This is a genomic window from Streptosporangium sp. NPDC051023 (assembly GCF_040689595.1).
In the GTDB taxonomy this organism is placed as follows: Bacteria; Actinomycetota; Actinomycetes; order Streptosporangiales; family Streptosporangiaceae; genus Streptosporangium.
In genome coordinates this window covers 19589-41891 of record NZ_JBFBCE010000023.1, presented here as the reverse complement: position 1 = coordinate 41891, position 22303 = coordinate 19589, and the positions used below count along the sequence as shown (strand labels likewise).

The window sequence follows — 22303 nt, the reverse complement described above, 5'->3', positions numbered from 1 at the left end:
GAGAGTACGGCCTCTGGGCCACTTCGCGGAACCAATTGCGCACGTTCCGTCACCGACCATGTGAAACGCCGACAACGGCACGGCCCCCGCCTCCCGTTTCCCCTGGTCCAGCTGTCCCCGTGACTACTCCTCCGGCGTCACCGCCACCCCTGCCGCCGCCTCGGGACCTTCGGCCAGCAGGACGCGCAGACCGTCCTCGTCGAGGATCGGCACCCCGAGTTTGACCGCTTTGTCGAACTTGGACCCGGCGTTCTCCCCGACCACCACGAAGGAGGTCTTCTTCGACACCGAGCCGGACACCTTGCCGCCCCTGGCCGCGAGAGCCGCACCCGCCTCGTCGCGGGTGAAGGCCACCAGCGTGCCGGTCACCACGAACGTGAGACCGGTCAGGGTCTGCGGAAGCAGGTCGGCGGGCGGCTCGTCCTCCATGCGGACCCCTGCCGCCTTCCAGCGAGCCACGATCTCCCGGTGCCAGTCGACCTCGAACCAGTCACGGATCGCGGCCGCCACGCGCGGGCCGACGCCCTCGACCGCGGCGAGCTCCTCCTCGGAGGCGCTCGCGATCGCGTCGATCGACCGGAACTCGGCGGCGATGGCCTGCGCGGTCGGCGGCCCGATGTGCCGGATCGAGAGCGCGACCAGCACCCGCCAGACCGGCTGGTCCTTGGCCCGCTCCAGCTCCTCGAGCACCTTCTCCGCGTTCTTGCTCGGCTCACCGCTCTGATTGGCGAAGAAGGAGACGACCTTGGGCTCGCCGGTCTCCGGATCGGTCTTCGGCAACCCGGTGTCGGGGTCACGGACGACGGACCTGATCGGCAGCAGCCGGTCCATGGTCAGGTCGAACAGGTCGGCCTCGGTGCGGACCGGTGGCTCCTGCGGCGGCAGCGGCTGGGTCAGCGCGGTGGCCGCGACGTATCCCAGCCCCTCGACGTCGAAGGCCCTGCGCCCGGCGGCGAAGAAGATCCGCTCACGGAGCTGCGCCGGGCACGCCCTGGTGTTGGGGCAGCGCAGGTCGGCGTCGCCCTCCTTCTCGTAGGCCAGCTCGGTGCCGCACTCGGGACAGTGCGTCGGCATCACGAACTCGCGCTCGGTGCCGTCGCGCAGGTCGACGACCGGCCCGACGATCTCGGGGATGACGTCGCCCGCCTTGCGCAGCACCACCGTGTCGCCGATGCGCACGCCCTTGCGCACGACCTCCGAGCCGTTGTGCAGCGTGGCGCGCTCGACCGTGGAACCGGCGACCACGATCGGCTCCATGACGCCGTACGGCGTGACCCGTCCCGTGCGGCCGACCCCCACCTGGATGTCCAGGAGCTTGGTGTTGACCTCCTCCGGCGGATATTTGTAGGCGATCGCCCAGCGGGGCGCCCGGCTGGTCGAACCCAGGTTGCGCTGGATCTCGATGCGGTCGGCCTTCACCACGACGCCGTCGATCTCGTAGACCGGGTCGTGGCGGTGCTCGCGGTAGAACTCGATGAAGGCGTTGATGCCGTCGAGGTCGTCGACGACCTTGTAGAGGTCGCTGACCGGCAGGCCGAACCCCCTGAGCCGCTCGTAGACCTCCGACTGGGTCGAGGGCAGTGCCGTCCCCTCCCACTTGCCGACGCCATGGACGATCATGTGCAGCGGGCGCTGCGCGGTGATCCTGGGGTCCTTCTGCCGCAGCGAACCCGCCGAGGAGTTGCGCGGGTTGGCGAACGGCGCCTTGCCCGCCTCGACCAGCTGCTCGTTGAGCTTCCTGAACCCCTCGACGGGCATGTAGACCTCGCCCCTGACCTCGACGAGGTCGGGCACGTCCTGCCCCGCGAGGCGGTGCGGAACGTCGGCGATCGTGCGCACGTTGGCCGTCACGTCGTCGCCGACGCGGCCGTCGCCCCTGGTCGCGGCGCGGACCAGACGGCCCTTCTCGTAGACCAGCGCGATCGCCAGGCCGTCGATCTTCAGCTCGCACAGGTAGGGGGCGGGGTCGCGCTCGACCAGCCGCTCGGCCCTGGCCTGCCAGGAGACGAGGTCGTCGGCGTTGAAGGCGTTGTCCAGACTCTCCATCCGCTGCAGATGGGCGACCGCCGCGAAGTCGCTGGAGATCGGCGCGCCGACCTTCTGCGTCGGGGAGTCAGGCGTGCGCAGACTGGGGTGGTCGTCCTCGATGGCGCGCAGCTCACGCATCCACGTGTCGTACTGCGCGTCGCTCACGGTCGGCGAGTCGAGCACGTGATAGCGCCAGTTGGCCTCCTCGACCCGCTCAGCCAACTCCGCGTGCCGCTCCAGCGCCGCAACCGGCACGCCTTCGACCTCTGCGCCCATCGCAAGCTTCTCCCCTCGTCAACCACGATCGATGCAAACGCTATCGCCGACCACCGACAATGCGCGGCGGCCTTACCCGCACATGGACAAGCCCCGCCCAGGCATGCGGCGGCGGCGGGACCGTTCCGCCGGGAACGGCGCGGGATCGGCAGGAGACGGCGGCGGGACGCACCGGAAGAGAACACCGGGAAGAGGACGGCGGAGGGCGGCGGGAGAAGGGACGCCGGGGAGGAGGGGCGATGGAGGGGCGTCTCGAAAGGGCGCCCCTCGGAAAGGTCACTCCCCCGGGTCCTCCCTCAGCACGCGGGCGGCCTGCCCGCACTTGGCCAGCGCCGCCCTGGCGTAGGCGGGCGAGGCTCCGGCCAGCCCGCACGCGGGCGTGAGCACGACCTGCGAGGCCAGGGTCGAGGCGGGGAAGCCAAGCCTGCGCCAGAGCTCGACCGCGGGCCTGGCGACCACCCCGACGTCGAGCAGCGGGGCGTCGACGCCGGGCACGACACCGAGGAACAACGCGATCCCCGCCTCGACCGACTCGCCGATCGCGTCCTCGTCGCGCCGCCTGAGCAGGGAGGCGTCCAGCGAGATGCCCCTGAAGCCCGCCCCACGCAGGACACCGAAGGGCACGCCTGGGGCGCAGCAGTGCGCGACGGCGAACGCGCCCTCGGGCAGCACGGAGCCGAGCCGCTCGGTGACGACCTGGGCGTCGACGGCGGGCAGCCGCCCGAAGCCCGAGGCGGTCGGAACCGTGCCCGCCAGGATGGCGGGCAGCCCGGGCTCGTCGAGCTGGACCACGATCTCCGAGGCCCTCGGTACCCTCCTGCGGACGTCCGCGACGTGCGCCGCGAGTCCTTCGGCGAAGGACTCGACCAGGTCGCGCACCGCTCCCTGGTCGGCGAGGGTCTTGTCACCGTGGCGCAGCTCGATGGCTCCCGCCAGCGTCCACGGCCCGGCCACCTGGATCTTGAAGGGTCCCTCGTACCCCTGGGCCGCCTCCTCCAGCGCGTCGAGATCGCGTAGGAGATGGTCACGTGCCCGCTTCGCGTCGCGCCCCGGCCGGTCGGCGAAGCGCCAGCCCGACGGCTGTACCTCGACGGGAAGCTCGACCAGCAGCGAGGCGGTCCTCCCGACCATGTCGGCGCCGACGCCGCGGGCGGGCAGTTCGGGGAGGTACGGCAGGGCCGGAAGCTCGCCGAAGACGACCCTGATCGCCTCCTCGTGGTCCTCTCCCGGGTGCGACCCGACGCCCGTCGCGGTCGCCTCGCCCCATGGATACTCGCTCATGCCCGCTCCCCGCCACTCTCGCCGAGACCTGGGCGGCCGCCCCTCGGGCGGGCCCGCTCGCCTCGCTCGGTCACGGCAGCCAGCTTAGAACCGCCGGGTGCCACCTCCCGCCGGAAAAATCCCGCCGCGCCGTGACGGCGCTTGATCGAGTTGAGTAGGGTTCTGCCCGGTATTCACCGGTCTTGGGGGACGCATGGTGATCGATCGAGTCCTCGCCTCGACGCCGAGGCTGATGGCGGCCGCCGTCATCGCCGCCGTCGTCACCGTCACGGCCGCCGTCATGCCCGCCGCCCCGGTCTCCGCCGGGGTCGCCGGGGCAGCGGCCGGGGGGACGGCGAAGGCCGTAAGGAAAACCGCGGCCGAGGTCGCGGCGGCCCCCGCCAGGTGTTCTCCCAAGCGCGGCACGACGAGCATCGGGGAGCCCTGGGCCCAGCGGCGGCTCAACCTGTCCGAGGTGTGGCGGCTGACCAGGGGCGCGGGGGTGACCGTCGCGATCGTCGACAGCGGCGTGGACACGACGCACCCCCAGCTGACCCGGGCCACCACGATCGACCTCACCGACACCGGCATGTCCGACTGCGTCGGCCACGGCACCGCGGTCGCGGGCATCATCGGCGGGGCCAGGCTCAAGGGGGTGCCCTTCGCGGGGGTCGCGCCGGAGGTCAGGCTGATCTCCATCAAGCAGACCGCGGACGGCACCGGGGACCTGGGCAGGCTGGCCCTGGGCATCATCAAGGCCGCCCAGCTCGGCGCCCGCGTGATCAACGTCTCCATCCAGGCGGGCGACCAGCCCGACCTGCGCAACGCGGTCGCGTACGCGCTGGCCAAGGACGCGGTCGTGGTCGCCGCCGCGGGCAACGTGCAGAAGGAGGACGGCACCCCGGCCCCCGCCTACCCGGCCGCCTACCCGGGGGTCATCTCGGTCGGCGCCGCGGGCCGCGACGGGGTCAGGGCCGACTACTCCAACGCCACGACCCCCGTCACGGTGCTGGCTCCCGGCCAGGACATCACCAGCACCTGGCCGGGGCGGGCCTACGTCGAGGACGAGAAGGGCACCAGTTTCGCCGCGGCCTACGTGTCGGGCGTCGCCGCGCTGGTGCGCGCCCGCTACCCGGAGCTGAACAAGGACCAGGTGCGCTGGCGCATCGCGCGGACCGCCGACGGCGGCTCGGGGACCGGGACCGGCGCCGGGATGGTCAATCCCCTGATGGCGGTTTCGGCGATCATGGCCTCGGACGAGGTCGCGCTGGCGCCGCAGGAGCCCGTCCCGCTGCCCGCCGACGCGATACGGCACACGCCCCCCGTGGACACCCTGGGCATCTCGATCGCGCTGTGGGTCGCCCTGCTCTGTCTCGCGGGGGTCATCCTGGCCGCTCTCTGCAGGTTCACCGTACCGATGGGACGTCGCAGGGGCTGGCGGGCGGGCCCGCTCGAAGAATAAGACGTGAAAGAGATGTGAAACGAGTGAACTTCACTGGCCGGATTTGCTTTGATAGCCCTAGATCGACTTATAGCAGTCTTTATCGAAAGTTGAGTTGGAAGGATGGCCGATGGGTGATTTCAACCCATTGACACCTGAAGATCCGGAACGGATTGGTGTCTACCTCCTCACCGGACGCTTGAGCGACGACTCCGGCCATACCGTTTACCTGGGACATCTTCCCGACCAGGAGACCCTACGGGTCATCCGCATCCTCCCTCCCCTCCCGGGCGCCGACCCTCAGACGCGGGAGCGGATCACCAACCGGTTGCACGCCGCGAAGCGGATCTCCGGCGCGCACACCGCAAAGCTCATCGAGGTCGGCTGGTTCGACGACTCCCCCTACGTCGTCCGCGAGCACGTCGAGGGCCGCTCGCTGCGCGAGACGGTCACCGCGGACGGGCCGCTCGACCCCGACGCGCTTGAGCGCCTCGCGGCCGGCACCCTCACCGCCCTCACCGCCATCCACCTGGCCGGTCTCGCCCACGGCGGGCTGAACCCCGACACCGTGCTGCTGAGCGCCGAGGGGCCGCGCGTCTGCGACACCGGTCTCGGCGTCACCGGCGCGGAGCCCGACTACCACGCCCCGGAACAGGTCCACGCGAACCTCACCGGCGGCCCGGGCCCGGGGCCCGGCAGGCCCGCCGACCTGTTCGCGTGGGCCGCGACCATCGCCTACGCCGCGACCGGCCGGGCGCCCTTCGGCGGGGACCCGCAGGCCGTCCTGAACGGCTCCCCCGACCTCAGCGGGCTGCCGCCCGTGCTGACCACCCTCCTGACCGCTTGCCTGGACAAGCAACCGCAGCAGCGTCCCGACACCAAGGCCGCCATGCTGCAGTTGCTCGGCGACCGGCCCGCCATCACCGGAACGGCCATCACGGGAACCGCCGTCACCGGGGACGCCGTCGCGCGGGCCGTACCCCAGCAGCAGGACGCCGCCGCCCCGCAGCCGGCGACGCCCTCCGGCTGGAGCGCGCCGCCGCTGCCCAAGGACACCGTCGCCTCCGCGCAGCCGCCCATCGTGCTGCAGGGCGCGGCCTCATCGGCGGAGAGGAAGAAGCCCGGCGGACTCCTGCTGGCCGCCTGTGTCGGCGTGGTCGCCGTACTGGCGGGGGCGGGCATCTGGGCCGCGGGGAACTACACCTCGCTCAACAACGTGGAGCGGGCGTCCGCGGACGGGGCGGCGGACCGCCCCCTGGCGCTGGTCGACCAGTCACAGAGAGGCGACCCGAACCCGACGAACGGCGCCGGCGGCCAGGGGCAGGAGGGCACGGGCGACGACCCGTCCGGCAAGGTGACCGTGCCGTGGGGCACGACGCCCGATCCGCAGGTTCCGGACGTCGGCCCGCTCAGGCTGGCCACGGACAACCCGACGGTCGAGCCTCCGGTCCCGACGCTGACCTCGTTCGTCAGCCCGCCGGTCACCGTGCCGACCGTGCCCGCGACCACGGCCCCGCTGACCAACCCGCCCGTGCCTCCGGCCGTGACGCCGACCGCGCAGGCCAGCGCCCAGGCCTCGGCGACGCCGACCGCGAAGCCGTCCAAGAAGGCGACCCCGGTCCCGACCGCCGAGCCGACGCCGGCCCACACGCCGACGCCGACCGTCACCGTCACCGTGACCCCGACGCCGAGCGACAGCCAGCCGGGCAGCCCCGCGCCGAGCCAGTCGGCGTCCGCCTCCCCGGTGCCCACGGCGACCGTGACACCGACCGCGGCGCCCCCGACGACGCCGCCCGCGGCGCTCCAGTCGACCACCAAGCCGACCGCGGCCGCCGAGCCGACCACCCAGAAGCCGACCGCGGCCGCCGAACCGACCGCCCAGAAGCCGACGGCGGCCGCTGAGCCGACCACCCAGAAGCCGACCGCGGCTGCCGAACCGACCACCACCTCGAAGCCGACCGCGACTCCCACTCCCACCCGGACCGTACGGCCGACCCCGGCCAGGACCACGAGGCAGGGCATCGAGCAGCCGATCTCGCAGGGGACGGCCAAGCCGACGTTCGCGCCGTCCGCGGAGCCCTCGACGGCCAAGCCGGCCACCGAGGAGCCACCGGCCCCCAGGCCGACCTCGCCGCCCACCCAGCGCAGCAACCCGTACACCCCGCAGAAGGTCTGCGGAGCGGGCTTCTACGTGCAGCGCTCGGCGTCCTTCAACGGCGGTACCGTCTACCAGCTCTACAACTCCTCGACCGGCTCGAACTGCGTGGTCACCATGAAGACCACCGACGTCGGGACGGCGACCTCGGTCTGGGCCACCCTGGAGGTCCAGAACGGCGAGAGTAGGACGGACCGCGGCAACTACGAGTACTACGCGGGCCCGGTGATCTTCTCCGCGAAGGGCAAGTGCGTGCGCTTCACCGGCGGCGGCCCGTCGGGTAACACGAGCGCCGACTGGGGCAACTGCGGATGACTCGGTTCCACCCCTGAGACCCGAAAAGAAGGGCCCTTCCCTGGACCACACGTCAGGGAAGGGCCCTTCCGCGTTCGGGAGGCCACGGGACGCACGGCGGCCCGTACGGCACGGCGCCGGGCTCGCTACCGCGCGGCGTCCCGGTAGGTGTTCCGGACGATCAGCAACCGGTCAAGGACGAACCTGGACGCCTCGGCGTCGCGCATCCGCCGCCCGCGATCGGACCAGAACGCGCGCTCGGGCACCTCGTCCTCCCCTGGAGGAATGAACTTGATCACCTCCTCGACCGCCGCCAGCGCGATCGCCGGCGCCTGCTCCGCCTCACGCGGCTCGTCGGCCGGAACGTTGCCCGCCGTCAGGTCGGCCACCCACATCCACTCCCCGGCGTCCAGCAACTGCGACGGCTCCCGGCCGCCGAACGTGGGAAACCGCACGGGCGGCACCTCGCGCTCCGGCAGGCCGAACAGGAACTCCCGCTCCGCGCCGCAGCCGGGGCACGTGCCGGAGTAACGGGTGACCGGCTCCCCGTCGACGCTCCCCCGCTCGCTCTCCCAGGCCGTGTCCGCCGAACCGCACACGCACGGGTGCAGGTCGAGGTAGAGATGCGCCTCATCCCCGCTCCGCGCCACCGAAAACGGCATCGGAATCCCTTCTTCCCGGCCGGCGCTCCTCGTCGGCGCCAACCGCTCGGTCCGCGAGACCGGATACGAGGAGTGCGCGGCCGATCACGGCGACTGCGGACGCTCGGGGACGACCAGCTCCAGGTCGGCCGGGAGGGAGTCGGGGTCAGGACCGATCACATCCCGGTTACGCTCCCAGATGTCCTTCCAGTAGCGGCCGTCGCCGTACGCCTGCTCGGAGATCCCCCACAGCGTGCTGTTGTCAGTGGTCACGGTACGACCGCCCGGGGACGGCGAGCCCTGCGGCTGTGCCGGGGAGCTCGGCTGCGCCGCCGAGGCGCCTCCCTGAGGTGACGGCTGTGCCGACGGTGACGACGAGGCGCCTCCCTGGGGCGACGGCTGTGCCGACGGTGACGGCGAGGCGCCGCCAGGGGAGGGTGAAGGGGCCGGTGAGGAACCGGAACCGGGCGTCTGTGACGTGTCGCCGGGGTTCGGCACCGGTCGCCGCCCGCAGAAGCATGGCCCGTCGGGCGGGCAGACGCATTCCTTCTCCTCCTCCTCCGGCGGGATCCAGCCGGTGGTGTTGGAGATTCCGGCCATCCGACGCCAGAACTGGGTTTCCCAGTGGCTGGGCGGGAGGGGCTCACCGCTGGGCCGGTTGAGAAGGCTCGCCAGCCTGCCGCCCGGCTCCGGCGCCGCCGGCTCGACCTCCCAGGGCGGCACCGGCGGAGCCTGACCACGTTGGCGCAGGTCCGCCGCCACCTTGTTGAGTTGTCGCTCCAGCTCGCCGAGCCGTTGCTCCTGAACCTCGGACGGGTGCGACTCGTAGGCCGCACGTGTCTGCTGCCACCGCTCCGACAGAAGCCGGTGCTCGCTGTAGCGTGCCGACACGTATGAGCTCCGCGCACCCATCAGAGGCGCCAGCAGGAAGCGGCGGATCACGCCCTGGCGCGGCGCGGACGGCGCCCGCGTCGGTGCCGAGCCAGTACCGCTCGGCTGGTAGGTCCCACCGCTCGGTCGCGTCGTGTTCGGCTGCTGTGGCGGCTCCGGCGCGGAAGGACTCTGCTGCGTCTCCGTGCCGGAGGAGCTCTGCGGCGTGGCGGCGGGCGCGGTGGACGAAGTGTCGGGCGTGGCGGCGGGCACGGCGGCGGGCGCGGTGGCGGGTGTGGTGGCGGACGTGGTGGCGGGTGTGGTGCGCGCGGCCAGTGCGTCGCGGACGAGCTTGGTGAAGTCGTTCTCCCCCGGCGAGCTGTTGTACAGCGCGCGCAGGTCCACACCGGCCTGGTCGGCGCGGGTCACCAGCTCGGCGGGGAGCACGGCGAACGCCGAGGCGAACCCGCCGTCGGGCAGCGCGTCACCGTCGGACATCCCACTGTGCAGCACGCCGTCCCGGGTGGCCCGGTAGTGATGCGTGGCACCGTCGGGTTCGCGCAGCTCAAGGCGGACCTCGGTACGCAGCTCGCGGGCCAGCAGCCGGGCCTGGGTCACCGAACTCATCTGCCCCGGAGCGGTCGCCGTCGCGGTGAGCAGGATCGGCGTGCCGGCTGTCCAGCGGCCGAGCAGACTCCACCGTGCCGTCTCGACGACTCCTTCGTGCAGGACGTCGGGAGCGACGGCGGAACCGGCGTTCCCCTCGGTCCCCGCCACGGTCCTCGCCTCGGCGATCAGCGCGTCCAGGTCGAGCGAGGGTGAGGGTACGGCCCGCGGCCTGCCCCGCCATTTCGCCCGCCATCCTGGACGGTCGGTGCCGGTGGTGCGGGTGACCTCCGGCTCGCCGAGGTTCTCCCAGCCATGCCGACGCCGCCCCTCGGCGCTGCGCCCGGCTTCGATCTTCTCCAGATCACGCTCGAACATGGTGAGGTCGGCCTTGCCGGTCGAGGCGTCCGGCACCTCGATCCGCAGGTCGGCCTTTCGGCTCCCCTCGGTCTTCACCTCGGCCGTGATGTCGAAGATCACCGGCACTTCGACGCTGGCGGCGGTGCCCTTCTGGAAGCGGCTGAGCTCGGTGCGATTCCCGCTGCTGATCGAGGCCGTTATGGAGATCTCCCGCCCTGCGGACTGTGACCTGCTCAGTCCGAGGAATCGAGTGCTCCTGCCGAAGGAGAACTTCCGGCTCCAGGTGCTGGTCCGTTCGACGGTCTGCTGAACCCGCAGCACCTGGCCGATCTCGGTGTCCTTGCGGCCGGTTACGGTGACGTGCAGGTCCTGCGGCCGGGCCCGGAGGGTCAGCTCCACCACCTTGCCCGGCCTGCTCGGGTCGGTGAAGCGGATCGTCATGGCCCCCTCCTTCTCGAGCATCTGCCGGAAGGTGGGGGCCTGTCGCATCTCCGACAGGACGCGCTCCACCGTCTCCTTCACCTCCTCGGCGTTCTCGCCGAGCAGCCTCTTGTCCGCCAGCAGCGTCCGCACCGCCGCGGGCAGCTCGTCCGTCTGCATGCCGTCGACCATGAAGGTGTCCGGCAGCTTCACCATCGGCCGGGGGTCGGGGACCCGCTGCGGTTGCTCGGTCAGCACCAGGTCCGACGGCACCAGCCGGGTCATGTGCCCCTTCAGCTCGACCACGACAGGCGCGCGGGAGTCGTTCTCCGCTCCGACCGTGACGGTGACCTTGAGCTCGTGGCGAACCTCGTCGAGGCCGAAGGTGAAGATCCGCTGCAGTTCGGTCCACTGCTCCGTACGGCTGGCCGAATCGGACTGGCTGTAGCTGACTCCTCCCGAGCCCGACATGCCCAAACTGACGTCGGCGTTGCCCGCGGAACCACTGAGACCGACGTTGCCCCCGTACGACGTTCCGGACGACTCCGACGCGCTGTGCTGGGAGTAGAGATAGCGCTGCACGATCAGGCCACGATCGGTGTAGTGGGCGAGCAGCTCGACCGGCCCGTCTCCGAAGTCCATCTGCAGCCGGATGGGAGGAATCGCCCCCTGCTGCACGGCTCCCGAAATCGGGGAATGGACGTATCCGAGCTTGCCGAGCATGCCGCTCAGCTTCCCGCCCAGCCAGTTCCGACCGGCGAAGCCACTGAACAGGCCGCGCCGCCACGCCGGTTGCGCGGCCAGGGTGCCCGGCGCGTAGGCCTCGACGGCCTGGAGGATCGCGTGGTACAGGTCGGTCTGCGGGCCGTCCTCCCCGTGGCGCAGGACGATCTCCTCGGGCCAGGACTGGCCCAGTTGGTTCCGGACGGAGCTCGCGAGCTCCGCCGGCTCCGGGTGCGCCGCCCGCTCGGCCTCCTGCTCCAGCAGGAGGGCCAGTCTCCGGCCGGGGTCGGTCAGCTGGATGGCGGGGTCGTGGCCGCCGAACAGCTCCATGAGCCGGCCGAGCAGTACCTGGGGCGTGTGCCAGGCGGCCAGCCCCAGATCGGCGCCGGCGAGACGGGCGGCCCTGACGTCCTGAAGATATCGCGCGACCAGGGCTCCCTGCGTGGCACGCCTGAGCTCCAGATGACCGTGCAGGAACCGTTCCACCGCGTCGGCCACCTCGCTCAGCGGCAGCGGCACCTCCCCCCGCGCGTACAGGTCCAGCACGTCGCGTTCGGGTTTCAGGTACATGTACGTGCCGTCGGTCGCCGTGACGGTCTCGGTCTTGTCCGTGCCCACTTCGCTGACGGTGACGACGGTGGTCAGGTTCGCGCTGAACAGGGCCTGGTCGCCGGTGTCGATACCCAGACCCTCCAGCCCCGAGATACCCAGATCCGACTCCGACGCGGAACGGCTGTTCGACCGGGACCCGTCGACGCCCGCGCCGCCCGTGGGTTCCACCTTCTGACTGCCGCTTCCCGAGACGGAGGCGTTCACCGCCCCGCCGCTCCCCTTACCGGAGGAGCTGCCGTGACTGCCCAGCGTGAGGTTGATGTCGCCGTCGACCAGCTCGCCGGTGGTGACGTGTCGCGACTCACCTACGTGGCCGGAGACCGAGACCGACCAGCGGCGGGGCCTGGCCCCCTCCGACTCCATGATGAACTCGATCTCGTACGGAGTCTGCAGCAACGTGGTGTGGGACAGGAGACTGGCGTCGCCGAGAAACTGGGCGAGGTCGTAATAGACGTCGCCGCCCAGAGGGATGCCCATCTTCTTGGCGAGCTCATCGAGCAGGTCGGTCTGGACGCCGGGGTCGATGGCCCACGGCCTGGCCCTGTCCAGGAGTCTGCCGGGTGTCCGGAACTCGGCCGAGGGCCCGGTGGAACCGACCGCGTCATGCATGCCAGCGGCCATCCGATGCTCCACCCACACCTCACCGGAGGCGATCAGCACCGCTCCGTCTTCCGTCAGGTGCTCGATCGTCACCTCGTTCCTCTCCACGCTGGACGCCGTGGTGGTGAGGCCTTCCACCAGGAGAACCGAGTTGGTGGTGAGACCTTCGTTCTCGCCGAAATTGCGGCCCCTGTTCCTCCCGTAACCCGCGCCGCCGGAGGCGGAGCGTTCCCCGTCTCCTGAGCCGTAGCCCGCACCGACCGCGAGGCCCCCTGACCAGCCGCTTCCCTGCCCCCTTGAACTCGACCCGGTGTCGGAGGCGATGTACAGCTTGACCTTTTTCTTGCCGGGCGTGTGCGAGACATAGGTTCTGCTGCCCCAGTCTCGCTTGCTCCGGACACGCAGAAGAGTGCGCTCCGGCCGGTGACCGCTCCGCGTGTTCGTGACGCGGATGAGGACCCCCTGCCTGACGAGCTCGTTGTAGTCGGTCGCGAGCCGCAGATCGGACAGCTGCTTTTCCAGCTCCTCCATGTTGGCGACCTGACTGGCCCGTAGCAGCGGGTCCGACGAGAAGACCGGCTCTCCGTTGACCGTCTCGGGCAGCAGGCCCATCCCGCGCAGCGCCGTCTCCGCCTCCTGCCGGATCTCGGCGATGCCGGTCAGCAGCTCGACATCCCCCATCCCGGTTGTGCGCACCTTGCCCTGGCCCTCTCCCTGCCAGGACGGCGGCTCGCCCTTCCGGCCGGGCGGAGCCTCGGGCAGGGCGTCGTCCCGCAGCGCCGGTGAGCCGTCGGCGTGCCGCCGCTCCTGCCCGAACTCGTCCTGGGCGATCAGCTCGTCGGCCGGGAATCCCGCGTTGTACGCGTCACTCTCCGACATCTGCGCCGTCACCCCGAGCGTGCTCGCGATCGGATCACGCGGGCCGTCCTCACTGAGGACATGTACGGTGAACGTGGTCTCCACGTCGAACGTGTAGGCCTGGTTGTGCCCGGACTCGCGCGCCACGTTCACCATGATCGACGTGCCGCCTATGTTCACCCCCCCGGAGCCGGACCTTCCGTGGGAGCCGTTGAGACCGGCCTTCGCCGACAGGCCCTTGACGTCCGACAGATCCACGGCGCCCAGGTCCGGCAGGCCGAAGGCCTTGTCGCCGAACTTGGCGCCCGCCGCGGCGTTCACGTTCCACGACCGGCTGTTTCCCTGCCCGCCCGCCACCTCGGAGAACGAGACGCCCAGTTTCTCCCCGAGCTGCTTGGTGCTGGCCGTTCCCATGGCCTTCGCGTCCAGCTGTAGCTGCCCGTTCCCCACGGGCCGCCACCTGAGCTCGGCCGTGATGTGGACCTCCGCCAGCGGTTTCCCCCCTTGGGTGAGGGTCCGGCGTACCCCGTCCGGGTTGTTGAGCAGCCTCGGCAGGTCGTTCGGCAACTCCTCGACGACCGCGGTGCGGAGCTCGTGCTGAGCCATGCTGCCCACTCCGGCGAGTGTGGGGCCCAGCTCCGCCAGAAGCAGGTCGTTGGCCTCCTCCAAGCCGGTCATGGTGATGACCGCGAGTTCCGGGACCGGTGGTGTCCGCCCCTCGTCGAAGCGGAGCTGAACGGTGTTCTCCGGACCGTGTTCGACATGGGCGTGCGAGATGTACATCTCGGCGTGCGTCTTGTCGCCGGGGGTACCGTCGGCGACCTCCCCGACCGTCCGCCACCCGGTCTCTCCCCGGGGGCGGAACTCGACCTCGTACCGGGCGTCCGCGCTGAACATCGACGACTCGCCACGGTTGTCCGTGACCCCACCGCCCGTGACGTAGGACGCGGCCTTCCCGCCGGTCGACGTCCCCGAGCCAAGGCCGTGACCGCCCCCGAGCGAGAGGTGGGCCAGCACCGCCTCGATCGACATCCGTGTCCCGGGATCGACCGGCAACACCTTGAGCAGATTTCCGAGCAGTCCTGGCACGTCGACCCCCGTCCCCGTGCCGGTGCTGCGGCCGAGGCTGACCGAAACCGCCTGGTTTCCCTGCCGCATGCGGCCGAGCATCAGTTCGGAGGCCTTCACCTCCTCGCCAAGGACTTCGACGAGATTCTCCATCGTCATCTTGATCCGGACCTCGCCGCCGTCCACTCTCAGCACCGCTCCGTCGCTGGACAGCAACTGGTGGAGCTGCGCCTTCAGCTTGTTGTCCAGAGAGGCGGGGGTGAATCCGGGGTCACCCGGGATGCTGTTGACCAGCTCGGCCAGACCGGTCAGGTGCGGCAGCAGTCCGGCCGCCAGAGCGGCGGCCTGCGCGGCCTGCGACGGCAGTGCCTCCTGCAACGCCTCCTGGTATTCGGTGAGCAGGGAGTTCGCCTGGCGCGCGAGCTCGGCGGCCTCGGCGGCCAGGCTCGCCGCCGGGCCCGGCCGCTGCTCGGCGGCCAGTCTCCCCAGCGCGTCGGCCGTCCTCTCGACGGCCTCGCGGACGGCCTCGGCCCGCTCGGCCGCCGCTTCGTACCTCGTGGAGATCCGCAGTTCGCGTGCCACGGTCTCCCGATCGAAAAGGGCCCCCTCGCGGGCCTGACGGTGCCGCTCCGGTGCCCTGCGGTCCCGATGCCCGGGCTTCTTCCTGCCCTGCCTCGCCGCCTCCTCCGCTTCCTCCACGTCCCTGACGGCCTTGTCCGCGCGCTTCTCCGCCGCCTTCGCACTGTCCCACTTGGCCCCCCGCCGCTCCTGCAGGCCCGCCTCGGCGGCCGCCATGGACCGGGCCAACTCCTGTGCCTGCGCGGTCAGCTCGGTGAGCACCGCGGACACCGGCGAGGGGGTCGAGCCCGGTCCGGCCGGGTTCGCGGCGGTCTCGGCCAGTCGGGTGGCGAGCTCGGTGGCCTGCCTGGCGATCCTCCCGGCCGTTTCCGCCTGCCGTTCGGGGCGGAGCGCCTCGTGCTCGTCCACCGGCGCGCTCGCCGGTCTGTTCGCCTCGTTCGCCTCGTTCGCCGCGGCGACCAGCAGGCTCGCGCCCTCGGTGAGCTGGGAGTGGTCCACCTCGGCCGGAACGTCCTGCACTATTTCCATGGCCACGAGCAGGGCCGCATCCGCGCTCTCCGGGGAGGTTTCCGCCAGCACGTGGAGCGCCTGGAGGGCGCCCTCCAGCGGCCGTCTGCCCTCGGTGCGGGCGATCTCGACGCCCAGCCAGGCGGCCGCCTCCGCTCGCAGCCGGTGCGGGCCGACGCCGTCACGGGCCCGGACCGCCAGTCGCCGCCTCACGCTGCGGAGAGCGGAGACGGGGACGTGGACGGTGCTGCCATCCGTCCCGGTCAGCCGCATCTGGCCGCCCCGCATCAGCGTCGTTTCGAGGGCCAGGGACTCCAGGCTTTCCGTCATCGCCGCTTCGGCGAGCCGCATCGTGGCGGGGCTCACCGTGGCCCGCCCGCCCGGCGCGCTCGCCGGGGACTGACCGCCCGTCGCGGCCGCCGCCTGGGCGGAGGTGTTCGTCCCGTCAGGCGCGGCCGTGGCGGCGGAGACCGGCGCGACCTGCGGGCCGGTGCCGCTCTGCCCGTTCACGTCCGGCGCGGCCTGGAGGGAGGCGTTCGTCCCGTCAGGCGCGGCGGTACCGGCCGCGGCCTGCGCGGCCTGCGCGGCCTGCGCGCCGGGAGCGTTGTGGCCGTCCGCCGCGGCGGGAGTGCCGGAGGCGGCGGGGGTGGTCGTGCCGGAGGCGGCGCCGTCCGGGGTTCCCGGCGGTGCCGGGGTGCCGCCGGTCTGGACGTTCGCACCCGGTGCGGCGAGGGGTGGTGTGCCCGAGGGGGTGCCGTTCTGGGGGCCTGACGGTGCCGGGGTGCCGCCGGTCTGGAGGTTCGGCGCGGTGGGGGGAGGGGTGATGCCGCTCTGGGGGGGCTCCTCCGTGGTGGGTCCTTCCGGCGCGGCGGCCGGTGTGACCTGCGTACCCTGCGTGCCCTGCGCGGTTCCCGGCCGCCGGGGGCCGCCCGTCATACCCGGATCGGTCTGGACGCCTCGCGGGGGCGTGGCGCCGCCCGAGGCGGGAGTAGCGCCCTGCGCGCCGCCTTCAGCGGACCCGGCTCCGCCGCCGGGGAGGCCGGTGCTCATGACGACCGGGCCGCCGCCGGAACCGGTGCCGTTCTGAGCGACGACGACGGCGGGGCCGGGGCCACCTCCCGCGGAGCCGTCCGCCGTACCGCCGGTGCCCGCGCCCTCGTGCGCGGCGAGGAAGGTGGTCGGGTGGGCGAGCGCGGTGAAGACATCGGGATTGAACGGGCTGATCGAGTCGACCTTGCCGATCGCGGGACGTCCGAGGGCACCGGCGAACGCGCCCGTCATCGAGTCCAGCGTGAAAGGGTTGCCCCACTGGTCGTAGACCACGCCGTTGGCGACGAAGCTGCCCATCGGCGAGGCCACGACGTTGCTGAGGCCGGAGGTCAGCATCCGCCCCCCGAAACCAGGCACGTTCCCGGTGATCCGGGAGATCGGACCGGCCGCGGCCATGCCGAACGCGGCGCCGGAGCCCGCGCCGACGACGGCGGCACCGGACTTCTTCCAGTCCCAGTCCTCACGGGTGCCCATCTGGATCTGCTGGAGCTGGGTCGCGGCGTCGATGAAGAACTCCTCGCCGATCTCCTCGACGAGTTCCTTTCCGAGGGGCGACATGAGCAGCCGGGTGATCGCGCCGCGACCGTTCGCGCCGCTGAGCGAGGCGATGTGGGTCACCTCGGCGGTGCCCGCCCCCCGGCCCGCCGCGGCGGCCAGCCGGGCGAGGATGCGGCCGATGGCCGTGCGGGCCGCCACGGCGTACGGGCCGATCAGCGGGGTGGTCGCCCCTGCGGTGAAGAAGGCGACGTAAAGCGTGATGCTGATGGCGACGACCGTGATCCAGAACGCCACGTTGATGGAGATCTTGGAGTACTGCGTCTCGACGGCGTAGTCGCTGACCTGGGCGGCGTAGGAGTTCGCGCCTCGGGAGATCCCCGCCACACCGCCCTGCTGGCCGTACAGGGCCCTGACCCGGTTGACGAAGTCGATCGTGGCGGGGGCCTGCCAGTTGGTGACGACGGTGCGGACCGCCTTACCCGCGGGCTCGGCGAACGGCGTGAGCTCGGTGGACATGGCCTCCCACGCCTGGGCCAGTTCCGACAGCGTGCGTTCGCTGACGTTCTCCGGCCACTTCTGCCCGGCTGACAGCATCGGGAGCAGCGTGTAGACCACCCAGTCGGGCAGGAGTTCGGTCTCCCAGACGGGCTTGACGTCGTTGGTGATGCGGACCACGCCTTGCCGGGTGGGCCGACCGCCCTGCCCGACGATGGTGGTGCCTGTGTTGCCGGTGTTCGTAGCCATGCTGCCCCCGTTCCGTGACTCCGTCCCTGGCCCGCTCCGCTCGCGCGCCTCGGCGGGCGCACCTCAGAGCGCGTGTCAGGTCGGGCGTGCCGTGCCCTGGGCGAGATCCTGAGCGTGTGCGGCGTCGGTGCCGAAGGAGTTGTCGAAGGTCCGCAGCAGCCTCGGGCCGGCCTCGATGATCTGCTGGACGACGTGGGAACCGTTGGAGAGAAGGACGTTGGGCCCGCCCCCCTGCATGTAGGACTCCCGGAAGGCGAGACCTTCGGCACCGTCGCCCCAGGGGGCGGCGGCGTTGAGCTCGACGATCCTGGCCATGAGTCGCGAGTAGGACCGGTTCATGTCCTGGGCCGTGGTGTCCCACTCCGACACGCCCCGGTACACCGCGTCGTGGATGCTGAGACCGTTGTCGGCGCCACTCATCGCCTGCCGCCCATCTGGTCGGCGAGCTGGGCCATCAGGGATTCGAGGTCACCGTCGAGGTGGGTCTTCATCTGATCGGCGGGGATCAGCGGCTCGAAGATCTCGATGATCCGTTCCCGTGCCACGGCCGCCGCCCGCTGGGTGGTGCTGACGATCGTGTCGGCCAGGGCGCGGGCGTCGGGGCGCCGGTAGATGCGAGGGTCGATGTCGAGCCGGATCAGCTCACCGCGCGCGCCGACGGTGACCGACACCAGACCGTCGCGCGATTTCTCGGTCACCTGGATGGACTTGGCCCTGGTGTGAAGCTCGATGCCCTTGTCCTGGAGTCGCATGAAGGTCGCGCGTAACTCGTCGGCATAAGCCTGCAGCCCGGCGGTGTCCGCTTTCCCGAATGCCTCCATGCCATCCCCCTCATCATGCGCACCGGCCCCCGTGGTTCCGCTGATGTTTCTCTTTAGTTTCCGTCACATGAACATCATTCGACAAGAGTGTGGAGAAAATCACCGATCTTGGGGCTGGCTTCACAGGTCAAGCGAGACCTCATGCTCCCTGAGCTCGCCGACCTCGGCGCGTGGAACCCAGCGGCGGTAGACGCCACGCTCGATCCGCTCCAGGCCGAGTGCCAGCGCCTCGGGCGCGGAGCCGCCCAGATACTCCAGCAGCAGCTCGCCCTCGCGCTCGTCGTGCACATGGAACTCCGCTCCACGCCACCGGCAGACCGTGGTCACGAAGCGCACCGATTCACACTCGGCCGCCGGGACGGTCCGGACGTGGCAGCCCGGCTCGACCTCCTGGAAACCCTCGGCGGGCTCGTCACGGCGCAGCCGTACCCACGTCTCCAGCGCCGACGGCTCGGGACTGGCGGGATAGTCGGCGCCCTGCCAGCGGGCGCGATAGAGGTGCCAGGTCACGACATGTCCGCCTGGGTCCCGACCAGCAGCCAGCGCCGCAGGTCTCCGTGGTAGAACGCGCGCCGATGCTCGGTCCCCTCGGCGGTCAGCTCCCAGATCTCGGCGCCGTGGGTGAGCCCGACGCCGTACACCTTGTACTCACGGATCACCTGGTCGACGTTGGGCACCAGGCCAAGCCCCACGAACGGCGGCTCCTCCACCACCCAGCCCGCCACCGCCGCGCGGCCCGCCTCGTCCACCCCGCCGTACGGCGTGCGGTAAAGCCCGAGGCCTGCCGGGCGCCAGCGCAGCAGGTTCAGCCCGCCGTCGGGGGTGAGCATGTCGGGCTGGCAGAGCGCCTCGGCGAGCACGACAGGCGTGGCGATGTGCGAGACGTCCAGGGCGTGGTGGCAGTAGCCGGAGACCCGGGGCTCGCCACCGGACAGCAGGTCGTGGATGTCGGCCGGGCGCAGCAGCTTCTGCAGCACGGGGACACCGGCTTCGGGGGCGAGCGCGAGATCCTGGGCCAGCGTGGGTACGGCGAGCCTGGCCACCGTACCGGACTCCAGGAGGAAGCCGACGGGGAGTCCCGGATTGATCGCCAGGCCCCATCGGGGGTCGGGCCAGCCCGCCGCCAGTTCCACCAGTGAGGTGATCCGGTGGTACCGGGTGACGCCGCCGGTGGCCAGCGTCATCGTCTCGGCCGAGGTGTAGGCCAGCATCCAGGTCTGCTCGGCGACGGTGGCCGTCGGCCAGGCGACCGGCTCGGCGCCCTGGGCCGCGGCTTCGGTGATCGGCAGTACGAAGTCGGCTTCTCTGAGCATGCTCAGGCACAGGGCGGTCTGGCCGGCCTCGAAGGCCGCCCAGAGGCGCTCCTCGAACGAACCGGAAGGCGGCACGGTCACCATGCCGGGCCGGGGTCTGATGGCTGCATGTCGATCACATTAGTTCGGAACCCTTCGATGATCGGAGACATCACAGTGATCATCGATCACATTCACCACAAAAGGGACCATTTTCAAGATCATTCTTCTATGCTGTCGAGGAACGCATCCGGCGAAACGGGGGTGGGATGCAGACTCGGCGTGATCTCTACCAGGCCTACAAACTGATGACCCAGCGCCTGGGCACGGCCCTGCTCCAGGGAGAGCCGGACCTGCCCGAGTCACCGATGCGCAGGCACAACGTGGCCATGTTCGGCAGTGTCCTGGTCGCGGTCCTGGTGATGGCCGCCTTCGGCGTGATCGGCCTGATATGGCCCGGCGGCGCGACCGCCCTCACCGATCCGGGCACCGTGCTCGTGGAGGAGGAGACGGGCGCGACCTTCGTCTACAGCGCCTCCCAGGCGAAGATGATCCCGGTCGTCAACATGGCCTCCGCCAGGCTGCTGGTCGGGCAGCAGGACGTGAAGGTGCGCACGGTCAGCGCGGCCTCGCTCTCGCGCTATCCGCGCGGCACGCTGGTCGGCATCGCGGGCGTCCCCGAGTCGCTGCCCGCCCACGACCACCTGGTCCGCTCCCCCTGGTCCGCCTGCGTGATCGAGGCAACGGACACGAACGGCGAGCGCAGGCCGTACACCTCACTGGTCGGCGGCTTCGGCGTCGGCGGGAGCCCGATCGGCCAGGACAAGGCCATGCTCGTCCAGGAGAACGGGCAGGCCTGGCTGCTCTGGTCGAACCAGCGGATGCGGATATCGGCGGAGGGCGTCCGGGCGCTGACGGAGGAGCAGCCCCGCCAGGTCCCCCTCGCCTGGCTCAACGCGCTTCCCACGGGACCCGACTTCCGGAGCCCCTCGGTTCCCGGCCTCGGCCGCGCGGCGAGCGGGCCGGACGGGGGGAGGTCCGTGGTCGGCAGGGTGTTCACCGTCCCGCCGGTCGCGGGCGGAACCGCCAAGTGGTACGTCCTGCTGTCCGACGGCCTGGCCCCCCTCACCCCGGCGCAGGCCGCCCTGCTGCTGCAGAACCCCGCCAGCAAGAAGGCGTACGGCCAGGCGCCGGTGAAGGCGATCGAGCTGGACCCGGCGACCGCGACCGGAGCCAGGCGGTCCGCGACCCACATGGGCGGCGGAGACCTCCCCCAGGCCATGCCGCGGATCGTCACACCGCCCCCCACGGACCCGGTCTGCGCCGTCTACGCCGACACCGAGCGCGGCTCCGCCAAGGCGCTGCTGACGATCGGCAGCACGGTGGCGGTCCCGCCCCCGCCCAAGGGCTGGTTCAACCAGGACGTGGTCGACCAGGTGGTGCTCCCGTACGGCAAGGGCGCCCTGATCGGGCTGCTGCCGGGCAACGGCAGGCTGGACGCGCTCCAGTCGCTCTACCTGGTCGGCGACCAGGGACGGCGGCACGCCGTCACCTCCACGGACGCGCTGACGAGCCTGGGGTACACGATGGAGGACGTCGCCCCGCTGCCCGCGCACCTGGTGCACCTGATCCCCGAAGGCCCGGCACTCGACCCCGAGGCGGCCAGGAAACCGGCGCAGGCGAGCCCGACGGGGACGGTACAGCCCCAGCAGGGGAGCGCGCCGACCTCGTGACGTGCTGAGCGGCCTCGCCTGCGGGGCCGCTCAGCACGGGGCAGCGGAGATCGTGACCGACATCGAGGACGACCTCGCCCGGAGGCCGCACCGCGCGCGGGTCAGATGATGCCGGGGATGATCGACCCCTTCGTCTGCGGCATCTTGGGCATGGACATGTCGACCTTCGGGATGAGACCGCCGGTCGAGTCGTACTGCAGACCGACCTGGGAGAAGTCGGGTTGCTCCCCCGGCGCGGCTTGAAATCCGTAGAACAGCCTCCGCTGGTCCTGCTGGAAGGAGTTGAGCAGCAACATCAGGGCCGCGGCCCCCCCGATGGCCATCATTTTCTTTTTCACGACCGCCTTGACGACGTCGTCGACCTTCTTCAGCGCGACGATGACCCACGCCTCGGCGGACAGGGAGAGCCAGGAGAGCTTGCAGGCAAAGTAGATCATCGTGATGATCGTCATCGCCCCCGCCACGCCGCAGGCGAAGAGGACGCCCGCGTGATAGAACTCGGCGGTCTGGTCGAGGGTGTCACACATGCCCTGGCGGTAGACCTTGCACTTGTCGAGCAGGAGGTTGAAGTCCTTCACCTGGGCGCTGAACGCCTCGCAGGCCTCCCCCTCCCAGTGCCCCTCCTGCTTGACCTGCGCCAGCAGGCCCTCCAACTGGCTCTTGAGCGCCGCCAGATCCACGGCGCCGTTCTCCTGGGGATTACACCACTCCGTGGCCGCCTTCTGCATGTCCCCGGGATTGGAGACCAGCAGAGCCACCGCGGCGGCGATGGCCCACGCGGTGGGGCGTCTGAGGCAGGTCGCCGCCGCGAGCGTCGTGGCCGCCGCCGTGATGACCAGCCATCTGTCACTCTCGTACGCCATGGCG

The 22303-nt window shown here is 71.3% G+C and carries 12 protein-coding genes; 3 read left to right on the top strand and 9 right to left on the bottom strand.

All coding sequences use genetic code 11. The annotated features are described in order from the left end of the window. Nucleotides 1-123: 123 nt before the first annotated feature. Both ligA and AB0395_RS17300 read right to left on the bottom strand, forming a co-directional pair. Nucleotides 124-2304: an NAD-dependent DNA ligase LigA gene (gene ligA / locus AB0395_RS17305; RefSeq protein WP_366281630.1), complete on the bottom strand. Its 2181-nt coding sequence runs from the start codon at nt 2302-2304 to the stop codon at nt 124-126. Nucleotides 2305-2580: 276 nt separating this feature from the next. After that, nucleotides 2581-3585 (bottom strand): methionine synthase, encoded by a 1005-nt coding sequence (locus AB0395_RS17300; RefSeq protein WP_366281628.1) that lies wholly within the window; start codon nt 3583-3585, stop codon nt 2581-2583. A gap of 193 nt (nt 3586-3778) precedes the next feature. Here AB0395_RS17300 and AB0395_RS17295 point away from each other — a divergent pair, with 193 nt between their 5' ends. Together AB0395_RS17295 and AB0395_RS17290 are read left to right on the top strand one after the other, a co-directional pair. After that, nucleotides 3779-5026 (top strand): S8 family serine peptidase, encoded by a 1248-nt coding sequence (locus tag AB0395_RS17295; RefSeq protein WP_366281626.1) that lies wholly within the window; start codon nt 3779-3781, stop codon nt 5024-5026. Between the two features lie 109 nt (nt 5027-5135). Further along, nucleotides 5136-7475 (top strand): serine/threonine protein kinase, encoded by a 2340-nt coding sequence (locus tag AB0395_RS17290; RefSeq protein WP_366281624.1) that lies wholly within the window; start codon nt 5136-5138, stop codon nt 7473-7475. Nucleotides 7476-7600: 125 nt separating this feature from the next. On the opposite strand, the gene AB0395_RS17285 is transcribed toward AB0395_RS17290, so the two are convergent. The 6 genes from AB0395_RS17285 to AB0395_RS17260 all read right to left on the bottom strand — a co-directional run bounded on the left by AB0395_RS17285 (nt 7601) and on the right by AB0395_RS17260 (nt 19808). Continuing rightward, the gene (locus AB0395_RS17285) at nt 7601-8116 is read right to left on the bottom strand and encodes a hypothetical protein (protein ID WP_366281622.1); all 516 of its coding nucleotides are present in this window, start codon (nt 8114-8116) and stop codon (nt 7601-7603) included. 84 nt (nt 8117-8200) lie between these two features. Further along, nucleotides 8201-17590 carry a hypothetical protein gene (locus AB0395_RS17280; protein WP_366281620.1) on the bottom strand — a complete coding sequence of 3130 codons (9390 nt, stop codon included), beginning with the start codon at nt 17588-17590 and terminating at the stop codon, nt 8201-8203. Between the two features lie 75 nt (nt 17591-17665). After that, complete coding sequence (locus AB0395_RS17275; protein WP_366281618.1) at nt 17666-18010, bottom strand: hypothetical protein; 345 nt, start codon at nt 18008-18010, stop codon at nt 17666-17668. Continuing rightward, on the bottom strand, nt 18007-18411 hold the full coding sequence (locus tag AB0395_RS17270) for a YbaB/EbfC family nucleoid-associated protein (RefSeq protein ID WP_366281616.1): 405 nt from the start codon (nt 18409-18411) through the stop codon (nt 18007-18009). The genes AB0395_RS17275 and AB0395_RS17270 overlap by 4 nt, the downstream gene beginning before the upstream one ends. A 120-nt stretch (nt 18412-18531) precedes the next feature. Next, the gene (locus AB0395_RS17265; RefSeq protein WP_366281614.1) at nt 18532-18921 is read right to left on the bottom strand and encodes a hypothetical protein; all 390 of its coding nucleotides are present in this window, start codon (nt 18919-18921) and stop codon (nt 18532-18534) included. After that, entirely contained in the window at nt 18918-19808 is an 891-nt protein-coding gene (locus AB0395_RS17260; protein ID WP_366281612.1) for an SseB family protein, read from the bottom strand. Before AB0395_RS17260 ends, AB0395_RS17265 begins: the two co-directional genes overlap by 4 nt. 164 nt (nt 19809-19972) lie before the next feature. On the opposite strand from AB0395_RS17260, the gene eccB reads away from it, so the two are divergent. Continuing rightward, the gene (gene eccB, locus AB0395_RS17255; protein ID WP_366281611.1) at nt 19973-21436 is read left to right on the top strand and encodes a type VII secretion protein EccB; all 1464 of its coding nucleotides are present in this window, start codon (nt 19973-19975) and stop codon (nt 21434-21436) included. Nucleotides 21437-21537: 101 nt separating this feature from the next. On the opposite strand, the gene AB0395_RS17250 is transcribed toward eccB, so the two are convergent. Then, complete coding sequence (locus AB0395_RS17250) at nt 21538-22299, bottom strand: hypothetical protein (protein WP_366281608.1); 762 nt, start codon at nt 22297-22299, stop codon at nt 21538-21540. Nucleotides 22300-22303: the final 4 nt, after the last annotated feature.